The organism is Massilia sp. UYP32, assembly GCF_050434365.1.
Taxonomy (GTDB): Bacteria; Pseudomonadota; Gammaproteobacteria; order Burkholderiales; family Burkholderiaceae_D; genus Telluria; species Telluria timonae.
On the sequence record NZ_JBNDIK010000004.1, the window covers coordinates 136,921 to 150,663 of the forward strand.

The 13,743-nt window shown below is 67.4% G+C and carries 10 protein-coding genes; 4 read left to right on the forward strand and 6 right to left on the reverse strand.

Translation table 11 applies throughout. The annotated features are described in order from the left end of the window. Positions 1–136 precede the first annotated feature (136 nt). Positions 137–850 carry a glutathione S-transferase gene (locus ABIB42_RS04635; RefSeq protein ID WP_005666540.1) on the forward strand — a complete coding sequence of 238 codons (714 nt, stop codon included), beginning with the start codon at positions 137–139 and terminating at the stop codon, positions 848–850. 175 nt (positions 851–1,025) lie between these two features. On the opposite strand, the gene dkgB is transcribed toward ABIB42_RS04635, so the two are convergent. Both dkgB and ABIB42_RS04645 read right to left on the reverse strand, forming a co-directional pair. Beyond that, on the reverse strand, positions 1,026–1,826 hold the full coding sequence (gene dkgB / locus ABIB42_RS04640; protein ID WP_184240301.1) for a 2,5-didehydrogluconate reductase DkgB: 801 nt from the start codon (positions 1,824–1,826) through the stop codon (positions 1,026–1,028). A gap of 20 nt (positions 1,827–1,846) precedes the next feature. Next, positions 1,847–3,052 (reverse strand): MFS transporter, encoded by a 1,206-nt coding sequence (locus tag ABIB42_RS04645; protein ID WP_184240299.1) that lies wholly within the window; start codon positions 3,050–3,052, stop codon positions 1,847–1,849. A gap of 109 nt (positions 3,053–3,161) precedes the next feature. Between ABIB42_RS04645 and ABIB42_RS04650 the strand changes: the two genes are divergently transcribed. Further along, entirely contained in the window at positions 3,162–4,058 is an 897-nt protein-coding gene (locus ABIB42_RS04650) for a LysR family transcriptional regulator (protein WP_071362066.1), read from the forward strand. Here ABIB42_RS04650 and ABIB42_RS04655 read toward each other — a convergent pair. Together ABIB42_RS04655 and ABIB42_RS04660 are read right to left on the reverse strand one after the other, a co-directional pair. Then, entirely contained in the window at positions 4,055–6,367 is a 2,313-nt protein-coding gene (locus ABIB42_RS04655; RefSeq protein ID WP_429247960.1) for a putative bifunctional diguanylate cyclase/phosphodiesterase, read from the reverse strand. The genes ABIB42_RS04650 and ABIB42_RS04655 overlap by 4 nt on opposite strands. 189 nt (positions 6,368–6,556) lie before the next feature. Next, the gene (locus tag ABIB42_RS04660) at positions 6,557–9,052 is read right to left on the reverse strand and encodes a TonB-dependent receptor plug domain-containing protein (RefSeq protein ID WP_429247961.1); all 2,496 of its coding nucleotides are present in this window, start codon (positions 9,050–9,052) and stop codon (positions 6,557–6,559) included. Between the two features lie 328 nt (positions 9,053–9,380). On the opposite strand from ABIB42_RS04660, the gene ABIB42_RS04665 reads away from it, so the two are divergent. Both ABIB42_RS04665 and ABIB42_RS04670 read left to right on the forward strand, forming a co-directional pair. Next, positions 9,381–10,709, forward strand: coding sequence for a serine hydrolase domain-containing protein (locus ABIB42_RS04665; protein WP_429247962.1), 1,329 nt, complete (start codon positions 9,381–9,383; stop codon positions 10,707–10,709). 49 nt (positions 10,710–10,758) lie between these two features. Further along, positions 10,759–11,649 carry an alpha/beta fold hydrolase gene (locus tag ABIB42_RS04670; protein WP_429247963.1) on the forward strand — a complete coding sequence of 297 codons (891 nt, stop codon included), beginning with the start codon at positions 10,759–10,761 and terminating at the stop codon, positions 11,647–11,649. A gap of 1 nt (position 11,650) precedes the next feature. Here ABIB42_RS04670 and ABIB42_RS04675 read toward each other — a convergent pair whose 3' ends face one another. Together ABIB42_RS04675 and ABIB42_RS04680 are read right to left on the reverse strand one after the other, a co-directional pair. Continuing rightward, positions 11,651–13,033 carry an ATP-binding protein gene (locus tag ABIB42_RS04675; RefSeq protein WP_184240289.1) on the reverse strand — a complete coding sequence of 461 codons (1,383 nt, stop codon included), beginning with the start codon at positions 13,031–13,033 and terminating at the stop codon, positions 11,651–11,653. Continuing rightward, entirely contained in the window at positions 13,026–13,676 is a 651-nt protein-coding gene (locus ABIB42_RS04680; RefSeq protein ID WP_229409785.1) for a response regulator transcription factor, read from the reverse strand. Before ABIB42_RS04680 ends, ABIB42_RS04675 begins: the two co-directional genes overlap by 8 nt. Between the last annotated feature and the right edge of the window lie 67 nt (positions 13,677–13,743).

Below are 13,743 nucleotides of genomic sequence, written 5' to 3' on the forward strand. Positions count from 1 at the left end.
TTCCGTGTCGTGACGCTAGCAGTCCGATCAATTGCCGCTACTTACGACGCCCTCAGCAGTATCGACCATGCCGTGCATCGTGTACGGTCTACTGCGGATACCATGGGCCGACCTGAAGACATCGGAGAAATTTATCATGGTGGAACCGTACAAGCTATTCTATTGGCCGAGCATCCAGGGCCGCGGCGAATTCGTCCGCCTGGCGCTGGAAGAAGCGGGCGCCGACTACGTCGACGTGGCGCGCCGCGAAGGCGGGGTCGACCTGTTGATGGCGGCGCTCGACGTCGAGGAATATCCGGCCTTCGCGCCGCCCTTCCTGAAGGCCGGCGAGCTGGTCATCGGCCAGGTGGCCAACATCCTGCTCTACCTGGGCGAGCAGCACGGCCTGGCGCCGCGCACCGACCCGGGCCGCCTGTGGGTGCACCAGCTGCAGCTGACCATCGCCGACCTGGTGACCGAGGCGCACGACACCCATCACCCGATCGCGTCCGCGCTGTACTACGAAGACCAGAAGCCCGAGGCGCTGCGCCGCTCGGCCGATTTCGTCGAGTCGCGCATCCCCAAGTTCATGGCCTATTTCGCGCGCCTGCTGTCCAACCCCGAGCCGCGCGACTACCTCACGGGCGACAAGGTGACGTACGCCGACCTGTCGCTGTTCCAGGTGATCGAAGGCCTGCGCTATGCCTTCCCGAACGCGATGAAGAAGATCGAGCAGGAGCATCCGGTGCTGGCAAGCCTGCGCGACCGGGTGGCCGCGCGGCCCAACATCGCCGCCTACCTGGCGTCCGAACGGCGCATCCCGTTCAACCAGGAAGGCATCTTCCGCCGCTATCCGGAACTGGATCAGTAACGAGCCTACCCCGGTAGGTGTGAGTCGCTCCTGGCGCGCCTGGCAGACGTGGGCTGCGTTGCTCGTCGTTGCATGGCTTGCCATGCGGCCTCCTCGCGCCTTGCCCACGCCAGCCATGCATCGCCTACGCGCATGTCGCCATGAGCTTCCCCACACCTACCGGGATAGGCTCTAATCAATCCCAGGCCGGCGCGAAATCCGGGCTGACCAGGCGAGCGCCATCGTCGAGCGCATCGATGGCGGCGCTGTCCTCCCGGCCCAGCACGAGTTCAGTCGCCCGCAGGTTGCCGGCCAGGTTCTCGCGTTTGGTCGACGACGGGATCACGGCGTAGCCCTTGGCCAGCAGCCAGGCCAGCGTCACCTGGGCCGGCGTGGCCCCGTGGCGGCGCGCGATCTCCTTGACCACCGGGTCGCTCATCACCTTGCCATAGGCCAGCGGCATGTAGGCGGTGACGTGGATGCCGGCCGCGCGCGCGAAGTCGGCCACGCCGCGGTTCTGCAGATAGGGGTGCAGCTCGACCTGGTTGGTGGCGATATTCTCCGCGCCGACGGCGGCTATCGCCTCGCGCATCAGCGCCACCGGGAAGTTCGAGATGCCGATCGCGCCCGTGAGGCCGGCGTCGCGCGCCGCCAGCAGGGCCTGCATCGACTCGGCCACCGGGACGGCGGCGCCGGGCGAGGGCCAGTGGATCAGGGTCAGGTCGACCTGCTCGACGCCCAGCTTGCGCAGGCTGTCCTTCAGGCTGGCGGCCAGCTTGTCGGCCGCCAGGTGCTCGGTCCAGATCTTGGTGGTGAGATAAACCTCGCGGCGCGCCACGCCGGATTCGCGCAACGCTTGGCCGACCTCCGTCTCATTGCCATAGATCTGGGCGGTGTCGATGTGGCGGTAGCCCAGTTCCAGGCCTGTTGTGACCGAGTCGATCGCGGCTTGCCCTTGCAGGCGGAAGGTCCCGAGACCCAGTTGTGGCATCTTCATGATGTGTCCTTCGAAATGAGTTAATGGGTGGCGGCGGCGCTGCGCACGGCCGCCTTGGCCGGCACGCCTTCGCGCCGGTCGAGCCAGCCGGCCAGGGTCGTGAGCAGCAGGGCGCCGACGACGACCAGGGCGCCGATCCACGGCGTGGCCATCAGGCCGAGGTGGGCGACGATCAGGCCGCCGCCCCAGGCGCCCAGCGCGATGCCGACGTTGAATGCGGCGATGTTCAGGCCCGAGGCGACGTCCACCGCCTGCGGCGCGTCACGCTCGGCGCGCTGCACCACATAGACTTGCAGGCCGGGCACGTTGCCGAAGGCGACCGCGCCCCAGGCCAGCACCGTGATCAGCACGAGCGGTTTGCTCGGCGCGGTGAAGGTCAGTGCCAGCAGCACCACGGCCAGCAGGGCGAACACGATCTGCAGCGCCGGCACCGGGCCATGGCGGTCGGCCAGCTTGCCGCCCCAGATATTCCCGGCCGCGACCGAGACGCCATACACCAGCATCACCAGGCTGACGGTCGACGCCGCGAAGCCCGAGACTTCCTGCAGCACCGGCGCCAGGTAAGTAAAGGCGATGAAGCTGCCGCCGTAGCCGAGCGTGGTCATGGCGTACACCAGCAGCAGGCGCGGTTTCTTGAGCACCGCGAGCTGGGTCAGCAGGCTCGATGGTTGGCTGCCCGCGATAGTCGACGGCACCAGGATCGCGCTGCCGATGACGGCGATCACGCCCAGCAGCGACACGGCGAGGAAGGTGGCTTGCCAGCCGAAGTGCTGGCCGATGAAGGTCCCGAGCGGCACGCCGGTGACCAGCGCCACGGTGAGGCCCGTGAACATCAGCGCGATGGCGCTGGCGGCCTTCTCTTTCGGCACCAGGCTGGTGGCGATGGTCGAACCGATCGAGAAGAACACGCCGTGCGCCAGGCCCGTGAGCACGCGCGCGGCCATCAGCGCTTCGTAGTTCGGCGCCATCCAGGCCACCAGGTTACCGAGCGTGAACAGGACCATGAGGCCGAGCAGCAGGTGCTTGCGCGGCAGCTTGCCGGTGAGGGCGGTGAGCACCGGCGCGCCGATGGCGACGCCCAGTGCGTACAGGCTGACCAAGAGGCCGGCCGAGGGCACCGAGACGCCCAGGCTGGCGGCGATGGTGGGGATCAGACCGACGATCACGAATTCGGTCGTCCCGATGGCGAAGGCGCTCAAGGTGAGCGCCCAGAGTGCGAGTGGCATGTGATTCTCCTTGTTGTTGACGTGGCTGGAGCCAGGCATGCAGTGTGCCGTGCCAGGGTGCAAGGAAAAATAGGCCGCTGTACAATGGACTTTTGACTCGGAGTCAATAATGATCGATGTCGACGCGTTGATTGTATTTGTCGCCGTCATAGATTCCGGCTCGTTCTCGGCCGCCGCCGAACGCCTGGGGCAGACGCCATCGGGAGTCTCGCGCACCATCTCGCGGCTCGAGGATGGCCTTGGCATGACGCTGATGCACCGCACGACGCGGCGCCTGCAACTGACCGAAGAAGGCGCCTGGCTGCTCGAGCGCGCCCGCGCCATCCTGCAGGACCTGGCCAATACCGAGGCCGAGGCGCAGGCGCGCCGGTCGCAGCCTTCGGGCCTGGTGCGGGTCAATGCCTCGACCCCGGCCCTGGACCACCTGCTGGCGCCCCTGCTGCCCGATTTCCTGGAGGCGTATCCGCTGGTCCAGCTGGAACTGACCAGCGGCGAAACCTATGTCGACCTGATCGAGGAGCGGGCCGACCTGGCGATCCGCATCGGCGCGCTGCCCGATTCGACGCTCAATGCGCGGCGCCTGGGCAGCGGCAGGCTGCGCGTGGTGGCGGCGCCAGCCTATATCGACAAGTACGGCGTGCCGCGCGAGCCAGGCGAGCTGGCGCAGCACCGCAGCGTGGGCTTCACGGCGCCGGCCTCGCTCAACACCTGGCCGCTGCTGCATGCCGGCGGCGAGGGCTATACCGTCACGCCGCAGGTGCTGGCCTCGAGTGGCGAGACGGTGCGCCACCTGGCCCTGCACGGGGCAGGCATCGCGTCGGTGGGAGAATTCCTGGTGCGCTCGGACCTGGCGGCGGGGCGCCTGGTGCCGGTGCTCGAAGAGCACACCCTGCCGTGGACCCAGCCCGTATGGGCGGTGTTCTACAAGCAGGGCGCGCTGGCGCCGCGGGTGGCGGCGCTGGTGGACTTCCTCGCGCGCAGGCTGGGCGAGGTGCTCGACAGCTAGGCCAGGGAGTCTGCGGCTCCCACCTCGGCGCTTGCGAGGCGTTCGATCAGGTCCTGCAGCGGCATCGGACGGCAGAACAGGTAGCCCTGCATGCACGGCTGCCCGTGTTCGGCCAGGAAGCGCGCCTGCGCCGAGGTCTCGATGCCTTCGGCCACGACCCGCAGGCCGAGCTGGCCCGCCATCGCCAGGATCGATTGCACGAGGGCCGTGCCGTTGCTGTCGTCGGGCATGTCGCGGATAAAGCCCTTGTCGATCTTGAGTTCGTACAGCGGCATCTTGCGCAGGTAGGCCAGGTTCGAATAGCCGGTGCCGAAGTCGTCGATCGAGAAGCGGATTCCCAATTGCGCCAGTTCCTGCATGCGGCTTACCGTGTCGTCGATGTCATCCACCAGCAGGCCTTCGGTCACTTCGAAGATCAGCTGCCGCGGCGGCACGCCCGTCTCCTGGACCACCGCGCGCACCATGGCGACGAAATCGGGCTGGCGGAACTGGCGCGGACTGACGTTGATCGACAGCGGCAGCGCATGGCCGGCGCGTTCCAGCTCGCGCCATGCCAGGCAGGCGTGGCGCAGGACCCAGGCGCCGAGCGGCACGATCAGGCCGGTTTCTTCGGCGACCGGGATGAAGACATCGGGCGGCACCAGCACGCCGTCCGCGCGGCGCCAGCGCAGCAGCACCTCGGCGCCGACCGGCGCGCCGGCGGGGTCGACCTGCAGCTGCAGGTGCAGCGCCAGTTCGTTGCGCGCCAGCGCATCGGCCAGGTCGCGCTCGAGCGTCAGCATGTTCTCGGCCGCCGCCAGCATCGTGGTCTCGAACAGCGCGACGCCGTTGCGACCCGCCGCCTTGGCGTGGTACATCGCGGTATCGGCTTCGCGCAGCAGGTCGTGCGTGGTCTGACCCTGGCGCAGCGGCAGTGCGACGCCGATGCTGCCCGATGAATGGTAGACCTGGTTGTCGATCATGGCCGGACGGCGCAGCGCCTTGCCGACCTTTTGCGCCAGATCCTGGGCGGCGGCGGTGGCGGACGCGCCGTCGCTGCCGAGATTCGCGGCCAGGATGACGAATTCATCGCCGCCGAGGCGGGCCACGGTGTCTCCTTCGCGCACCGCGTCGACCAGGTGGGCGGCGACGTGCTTGAGCAGGGCGTCGCCGGTGGCATGGCCGCGCGCATCGTTCACGCTCTTGAAATTATCGAGGTCGATGTACAGCACCGCGCCGAGGCCGCGGCCCGCGTGCGCCCCCTCCACCAGCGCGTGCAGGCGCTCCATCAGCAGGCGCCGGTTCGGCAGGCCGGTGAGCACGTCGAAGAAGGCCAGCTGCTCGATCGCGTCGGCCGAGCGGCGGCGCTCGGTGATGTCGCGTCCCACCACCACCAGGTGCGTGATCGGCCCGCCTTCGCCGGCGAACGGCACCATCTCGATTTCGACCCAGCACGGCTCGCCCGTCTTCGAATAGTTCACCAGCTCGGCCGATACCGGCTCGCGCTTGCCCATGGCCTCGACGATGCGCGCCACCACCGCCGGATCGGTGTCGGGGCCGTGCAGCATGCGCATGCTGCGCCCGACGATCTCGTCGGCGCGGTAGCCGCTGCGGCGCTCGAAGGCGCGGTTGGCGAAGATGACGGGCTGGATGGCGCCGGGGCGCTCGTCCACCTTGACGATCAATACCATCTCGTTGAGGCCGGCCAGCGCGGCGGAAGTCAGCCGCAGTTCGCCGTTCATCGCGCGCAGCAGGCTTTGCCCTTCTTCCAGCGAGGCGGCGGAGGTGCGCACATCCTTCAGCGAGCCGGCCAGGCCCTTGAGCAGGGTGCCGCAGCTCAGGGTGATCAGGCCGCCCACGCAGGTGAAGTTCAGGGTCAGGATCAGCACGCTGGGCAGCGAATCGTGCGCATAGTGGCCGACCGGGATGTCGGTCTGTCCGGTCAGGCCGAGCACCATGAGCGTGGCGGCGCTGAGCGCGAGCGCGGCGATCGCCTGCCGCGTACCCAGCAGGACGGCGGCCAGCGCGGGCGCCGCCAGCAGGTAGAACAGGCCGATCGCACCGGCCGCCAGCATCGAACCGATGCCTACGCCGTACAGCATGGCCAGGAAGTTCAGGACGCGGGTCCGGTAGGCCAGATGGTCCATGCGCCAGATCGCCAGGATCCACGCCAGTGCGGCGGTGTCCATCAGGGCTACCGCCGGGATGTCGCGGTAGACCGCCAGCGCCGCGCTGGGCACTGCCGCGATCAGGGCCAGCACCAGGACGACGGACATCAATGACGTGAAAACACGTGCGCGCCACTGCGCGACATCGTCGTGAGCCAGCATGATAATTTCGCTTGAGAGGAGGGGATTGTATTTAGACAATAGAAATTGTCTCAAGGAAATAGCATACCAGCTCTGCCGGTTTCGGGCCGTTCGATTGAAACGGCGTGCTGTCGGGCGCTGGTGGGCGGCGCGATCCGACACGCATGGGCGGCGCTGCCGCGAGCGGCTGCCGCCCATGCCGTGCCAGGGTCAGAACGCGTAGGTCGCGCGCCCGTAGATATAGCGTCCCGAACGCCCGAACGGCGCATAGGTCGAGAACGGCGTATTGCCCGTGGTGTTGAGCGCCGGCGGCAGCGTTTCCGGGTACTGGTCGAAGACGTTGTCCGCGCCCAGGGCCAGGGTCAGCTTGGGCGTGACGGCGTAGCGTCCCTCCAGGTCGACCACGGTCTTGGCCCCCAGCTCGAAGTCGAAGGCCGCCGTGGTGCCCGGCGACAGCACCTCGCCATAGCGCGTGGCGCGCAGGGTCGCGCCCCATGGGCCGAGGCGCCAAGCGACGTTGGCGCTGATCTTGTTCTTCGGCTGGCCCTTCTCGAGCGAGAGCACGTTGACGCGGTCGAACAGGACTGGCGATGGGCTCAGGCTCGACAGCTGCTCGGTCACCGGCACCTTGGTCACCTCGGTGTCGGTGAAGTTGCCGGCCAGCGTAAAGTCGAAGCGGCCCGCCGCGCCGGCGTTGTGCGCCCAGTTGACCACCACGTCCACACCCTTGGTCGTGGTGTCGACGCCGTTGATGAAGAAGCGCCCGCCGCCCACGCCGATGAAGCCCTGGCTGGCGATGTAGTCGCGCACATTGGCCTGCGTGAGGTTCTCGGACAGGATGATGCGGTCGTCGATGTCGATGCGGTAGGCGTCGACCGTCACGCTCACGCCGCCCAGGCGCAGCACGGCGCCGAGCGAGGCGTTGACCGATTCCTCGGCGTCGAGCGGCTTGGCGCCGAGGGCCACCGCCACCGGATCGGACGGCTTGAAGGTCGTGATCTCGTAGGGGATGCCGTTGATGAAGTTGGTGGACGTCGCGGTGAAGTGCTGCTGCTGCGGCGACGGCGCGCGGAAGCCGTTCTGGATCGCGCCGCGCAGCGCGAACGCCTTGTTGAAATCGTAGCGCAGCGCCAGCTTGCCGGCCACGCTGTTGCCGAAGTCCGAGTATTTTTCGGCGCGCACCGCGGCCGATGCAAGGAGCTCGGGCGTGACGTTCGCTTCGAGGTCGATGAAGGCGCCAACCGCGTTGCGGTGGGCGTCGACCTCGTTGGCCGGGCGGAAGCCCGGGAACACCTGGGCGCCCGGCGCGGCCGGCGTCCCGTTGGGCAGCACCTCGCCGCCATAGCTCCACGACTGCTCTTCGCCGGCGAACAGCTCATAGCCTTCGCGGCGCGCCTCGACGCCCACCGCCACGTTCAGCGGCGAGGACAGCGATGCCAGCTCGATGCTGCGCACGCCGGTCAGGTTGAACACGGCCTGGTCGTACGAATAACCGCCGGCGTAGAACTCGGTCTTGCTGGTCGGTCCCAGCGAGCGGTTCAGGGTGTTCTCGATCGTGTACTCCATCTTGTTCTTGCCGTAGCCGAGCGAGGCGTCCATGTCCCACTGGCCGGCTTGCCAGGTCACGCCGCCCGTCATCGAGAAGTCCTTGACGGTGGGGGAGATCAGCGGCAGGAAGCCGTCCGGATAGATCGACAGGATGTTGCGGGCATCCTGCGGCGGGCGGAAGTAGCCGGACGAGGTGGCGTCGCGGTCCTGGTAGCTCGCCCAGCCATAGACCTTGACGCCGCCGCCCAGGTTGTTGCCGGCGTTGGCGAACAAGGTGGCCTGGTCGAGGTCCGGTTCGCCGGTCCAGGCGTTGAAGCGGTCGATCGTGTTCTCGCGCGGATCGAAGGCGCCATTCACGCGCGGGTACTGCTGGCGCATGTCGTAGCCGCCACGCTCGGTGCGGTTCTGGTCGCGGTATTCGGCGGCCACGGTCAGGAAGCCGGATTCGCCCAGGGCCAGGCCCTTCCACAGGCTGACGGTGGCGGTCTGGCCGTCGGTGCGCTTGCGCGAATCCGGACCGCTCCAGGTGCCGCCGGCGGGCGCCACATCGTTCCACAAATCGTATTCGGACTTGCGCGCGCCATAGGTGACGCTCGCTTCGCCGCCATCGCGGTCGGTGCGCAGGCGCATATTGACCACGCCCGAGATCGCGTCCGAGCCATATTGCGCCGCGGCGCCGTCGCGCAGCACCTCGACCGATTTCACGATCGCGGTCGGGATCGTGTTGAGGTCGACCGCCGCCGAACCGCGGCCGATCGAACCGTTGACGTTGACCAGCGACGAGGCGTGGCGGCGCTTGGAGTTGACCAGCACCAGGGTCTGGTCCGGCGCCATGCCGCGCAGGGTGGCGGGGCGGATGGTGTCGGTGCCGTCGGTCAGCGAGGGCCGCGGAAAGTTCAGCGAGGGCAGGGCCATCGACAGCGCCTGGTTCATCTCGGTGCTGCCGGCGTTCTTGAGGGTGTCGGACGAGATGATGTCGACCGGCGCGGCGGTGTCGAGCGCGGTGCGGTTGGCAACGCGGGTGCCGGTGACCACGACCGTGGCGGCATTGCTGGCCGTCTCGGCCTGTGGTGCGGCCTCCTGGGCATGGGCGGCGCCCGCGCACAGCGCGGCGATGGCGAGAGCGAGTGCTGTTTTTTCCGTCCTGGCTTTCTGCATGGTGCTGATTCCTTTTTTTGTTCTACGGCGGTGGTCCTGGGAAAGGGCGAGGCGGTTGCCTCTGGTCCATACTGCGCAGCACCATTCATGGTGTCAATTCGTTAAAACCGCCGCCGTGCATCTTTACAACAATTATCGAAATGTCAGGTTTATGTAAGAACATGTGCAATGCATAAGCAAAGCTCATGCGGTGCGCATGAATTTATCTTCATGTAAGAATGTTGCTATTGCATGGCAATTTTAAATGCTACTGTTGGGAAGTAATCTACTCCATTCAATTGACCGAGGATACCCTATGCGTTTGTGGACATTGCTTGCCGTTTTGCTCTTGCTTGCCTCTTCATGGGGCCGCGCCGATCCCATCGATGACTTCATCAAGGCGGAAATGCAGCGCAGCCAGACGCCTGGCCTGAGCCTGGCGATCGTGCGTGATGGGAAGATCGTCCGCGAGCAGGCATATGGCCTGGCGAACCTCGAACACCAGGTGCCGGTCAAGCCAGCGACGTTGTTCCAGGCCGCGTCGATCGGCAAGCAGTTCACGGCCGCGCTGGTCATGCTGCTGGTCGAGGATGGCAAGCTCGGGCTCGACGACCCGGTCGCGCGCCACTTGCCGAACACGCCGCCGGCCTGGAAGGACGTCACCGTGCGCCACCTGCTGACGCATACCTCGGGCCTGGCCGACCCGGGCAACAGAATCGACTTGCGCAAGGATTACACGGACGACGAAATGATCGCGATCGCCGGTGCGCTGCCGCTGGATTTCCAGCCGGGTGAAGACTGGGCATACAGCAACGTCGGCTACCAGCTGCTCGGTTACCTGTGCACGAAGGTCGGCGGCAAGTTCTATGGTGACCAGCTGCGCGAGCGGATCTTCGCACCGCTGGGCATGTCGGCGCGCGTGATCAGCGAGCGCGATATCGTGCCGCATCGTGCGGCCGGCTACGAGCTGGTGGACGGGCAGGTCAAGAACCAGGAATGGGTATCGCCGACGATGAACGCCACCGCCGACGGCAGCCTGTACGTGACGGCGCACGACCTGGCCCTGTGGGACCTGGCGCTGTATGGCGACAAGCCTTTGACCGCGCGCATCCGCCAGGCCAGCTGGACGCCGGTCACCCTCAAGAACGGGAACACCCAGCCATATGGCTTCGGCTGGAGCCTGGAACCGGTCAACGGCCACCGGCGCGTCTGGCACAACGGCCGCTGGCAGGGCTTTCGCAGCGTGATCCACCGCTTCGTCGACGACCGGCTGGCCGTGATCGTGCTGGCCAATTCGACCTCGGCGCCGGTGGAAAAAATCGGCAACCAGGTCGCCCGCATGGTCTTGCCGGCCCTGGTGCAGCATCCGATCGCCGACACCGAGCCTGCAGCCACCGCGCGCGCGAAAGAGATCCTGGCATATTTCGAGCGCGGCGAGCAGCCACCCGGGCTGTCGGCATCGGCCAGGGAATTCTTCTCGCCCCAGTTCATGGGCTGGGTGCGGGCGGACATGCGGGACTTCGGCAAGCTGTCCGAGGTACAGCCGATGGAACGCGGCGAGAAGAACGGCAAGCGCCTGTATGTCTACCGCGCGCGTTTCGCGCATGACGACGTCACGATGAAGTTCTCGCTCAACAAGGCCGGCGAGATCGAGAATGTCGAGTTGTTGCCGGAGTGACGTATAGTCCTGGTGGTAGCCCACGAATCTTCACACTGGCAGAGGCAAGATGACAGCACTGTTCCCGGATTTCCGCGCCTTGCGGGTCGAAGTCGACCCACTGGTCACCATCAATGGCATCGTCGGCGGCGAGGGCCCGCCCTTGCTGCTCCTGCACGGCCACCCGCAAACCCACGCGATCTGGCACAAGGTCGCGCCCCAGCTTGCCGAGCGTTTCACGGTGGTCGCCTGCGACCTGCGCGGCTATGGCGACTCGAGCAAGCCGCAAGGGGCGCTTGATCACGCCAACTACAGCAAGCGCACGATGGCGCTCGATGCGCTGGCCGTCATGCGTTCTCTGGGCTTCGAGACCTTCAGTGTGCTGGCCCACGATCGCGGCGCGCGCGTGGCGCACCGGCTGGCGCTGGACCATCCACAGGCAGTCGAGCGGATGGCGTTGCTGGATATCGCGCCGACCCTGGCGATGTACGAACAGACCTCGGAAGCGTTCGCGCGCGCCTACTGGCACTGGTTCTTCCTGATCCAGCCGGCGCCCATGCCCGAGCGCCTGATCGAGGCCGACCCGGCCGCCTACGTGCGCGACGTGATGGGCAAGCGCAGCGCCGGCCTGGCGCCGTTCGATCCGCGCGCGCTGCGCGAATACCAGCGCTGCCTGGCGCTGCCGGGCGCGGCGCACGGCATCTGCGAGGATTACCGGGCCGCCGCCACGATCGACCTCGAACACGACCGGTTTGATCGATCCGCCGGCCGCAAGCTCACGATGCCGCTGCTGGCATTGTGGGGAGAGCAGGGCGTGGTGGGGCGCTGTTTCGAGCCGATCGCGGAGTGGAAACGCGTGGCGGACGACGTGCAGGGCGGGGCGCTGCCCTGCGGTCACTACATCGCGGAAGAAGCGCCCGAGCTGCTGCTAGGGCGCGTGCTGCCGTTCCTCGGGGAGTGACTCAGGCGGCGGCGCCCGCGAACTCGATGGTCGCCGTCAACCCGCGGCCGCCGTCGCCGTCCGACAGCACGATGATGCCGCCATTGCGCGCGGCGCCGCGTTCGGCGATCGCCAGTCCCAGGCCGCTGCCCGATTGCTCCTGTCCCGGCACCCGGTAGAAGCGTTCGAACACCTTGTCGCGCAGGTCGGGGGCGATGCCCGGCCCCTGGTCGGCGATCGCCAGCCGATAGATGTGGCCGATGCGGTGGAGGCGTACCGCGATGCGGCTGTCCTGCGGCGAATACTTGATCGCGTTGCTGATCAGGTTATCGACGGCCGACGCCATGCTTTCCAGGTGCAGCGGCACGCTGCCGTCGCCATCGGCGTGGAACTCGATCTCGATATTGCGCTGCACCGCGAGGTGGGCCGCCGCCGCCACCCGGTCGCGCACGAACTCGGCGACGTCGGTCTGCGGGCAGGGATGGTCGACCTGCGGCTCGGCGCGCGCCCGCTCGAGGGCCAGCAGCTGGTGCACGGTGTGGGTGGCGCGCGCCACGCCGCTTCGCAGGCCGGCCGCCGGTTCGGCGCAGCGCTCGGCCATCTCGCTGCCGGCGCGGCTGAGCAGCACGTGGGCATTGATCTGGATCGCCGCCAGCGGCGTCTTGAGCTCGTGGGCGGCGTCGGTCAGGAACTCGTGTTCGTGCTCGATGCGCTGCGACAGGCGCGCCATCAGGCCGTTGATCGCGTCCACCAGCGGCGACAGTTCGCGGTAGATGGAATCGGGCAGGGGCGTCAGGTCGCCGTCCGAACGCTGGGCGATGCTTGACGCGATCGAACGCAGCGGACGCAGGCCAATGCCGACGATCAGCCAGGCGGGAATCAGGAGGAGCGGCAGGCTGAAGATGGTCGAGGACAGCAGGAAGCCGACGCCGCCGATCGAGAACATCCATTCGTCGTCGACTTCGTGGCTGCGCTCGACCAGGATGTCCTGGGCCTTGTCGTGCGCTTCCCAGCGCACCCAGGAATAGGCGTCGCGGGTGGCGACTTCGGGCAGCCGGTCGGGCCACTGCGGCGCCGAGTTGTAGATCAGGCGGCCGTGCAGCCAGACGCGCACCCGCACGTGCGAGTGGTAATCCAGTTCCTGGAACATGCGCACGCGGTTCGCCTCGATCTCCGCCAATACCGGCAGCATGCGCGCCACATCCGGGCCGACGTCCGACAGGTGGGCCTGGATATTGGCGGTGTGAGCCTTGTTCTCGCTGAAGGTGCGGCTGCGCTGGGTGGCCTTGGCCTCGAGGAATACCCACACCAGTCCGATGATGGCCACGCCGATGATCACGCCCGTGAAGCTGAACATCAGGCGCTGGAACAGCGACGACGGCCGGTTCGCCAGCCGCCTAAGCATCCTGCTGCACCATGTAGCCGACGCCGCGCACGGTGCGGATCACGCCTTCGCCGATCTTCTTGCGCAGGTTGAAGATGTGCACGTCCAGGGTCTGGCTCTGGCCCTCGCCGGCGGGCAGCGCGCGCCGCTCCAGCTCGACCCGCGTCAATACCCGGTTGGCCTGCTTCATGAGCGTCAGCAGCAGCGCGAACTCGGTCTTCGACAGGGTGACCGGCTGGCCGCCGCGCGTCACCGCCATGCGGTTTTCGTCGAGCACGATGTCGCCCGATGTCCACAGGTTCTCTTCCAGCGTGCCGTGGCTGCGGCGCACGATGGCGCGCAGGCGCACCAAGAGCTCGGGGATCTCGAACGGCTTGATCAGGTAGTCGTCGGCGCCCAGGTCGAAGCCCTTCAGGCGGTCTTGCAGGCTGTCGCGCGCGCTGATGATCAATACCGGCAGGCGCACGCCGTCGGCGCGCAACGCGCGCAGCAGGTCGTTGCCGTCGCCGTCGGGCAGGCCGAGGTCGAGCACCACCGCGTCAAAGGCCTCGTCGCGGATGCGCGCCCCGGCGTCGGCCGCGAGGCGCAGCCACACCGCCGTGTGGCCCTCGTCCTGGAATACCGACAACAGCGCCTGGCCGATGGCGAGATCGTCTTCGATCATGAGAATTTTCATGGCGCGAGTTTACCAGCGCGGCGTAGCGACAGGGCTTTGGTGAATCTTCAGATTC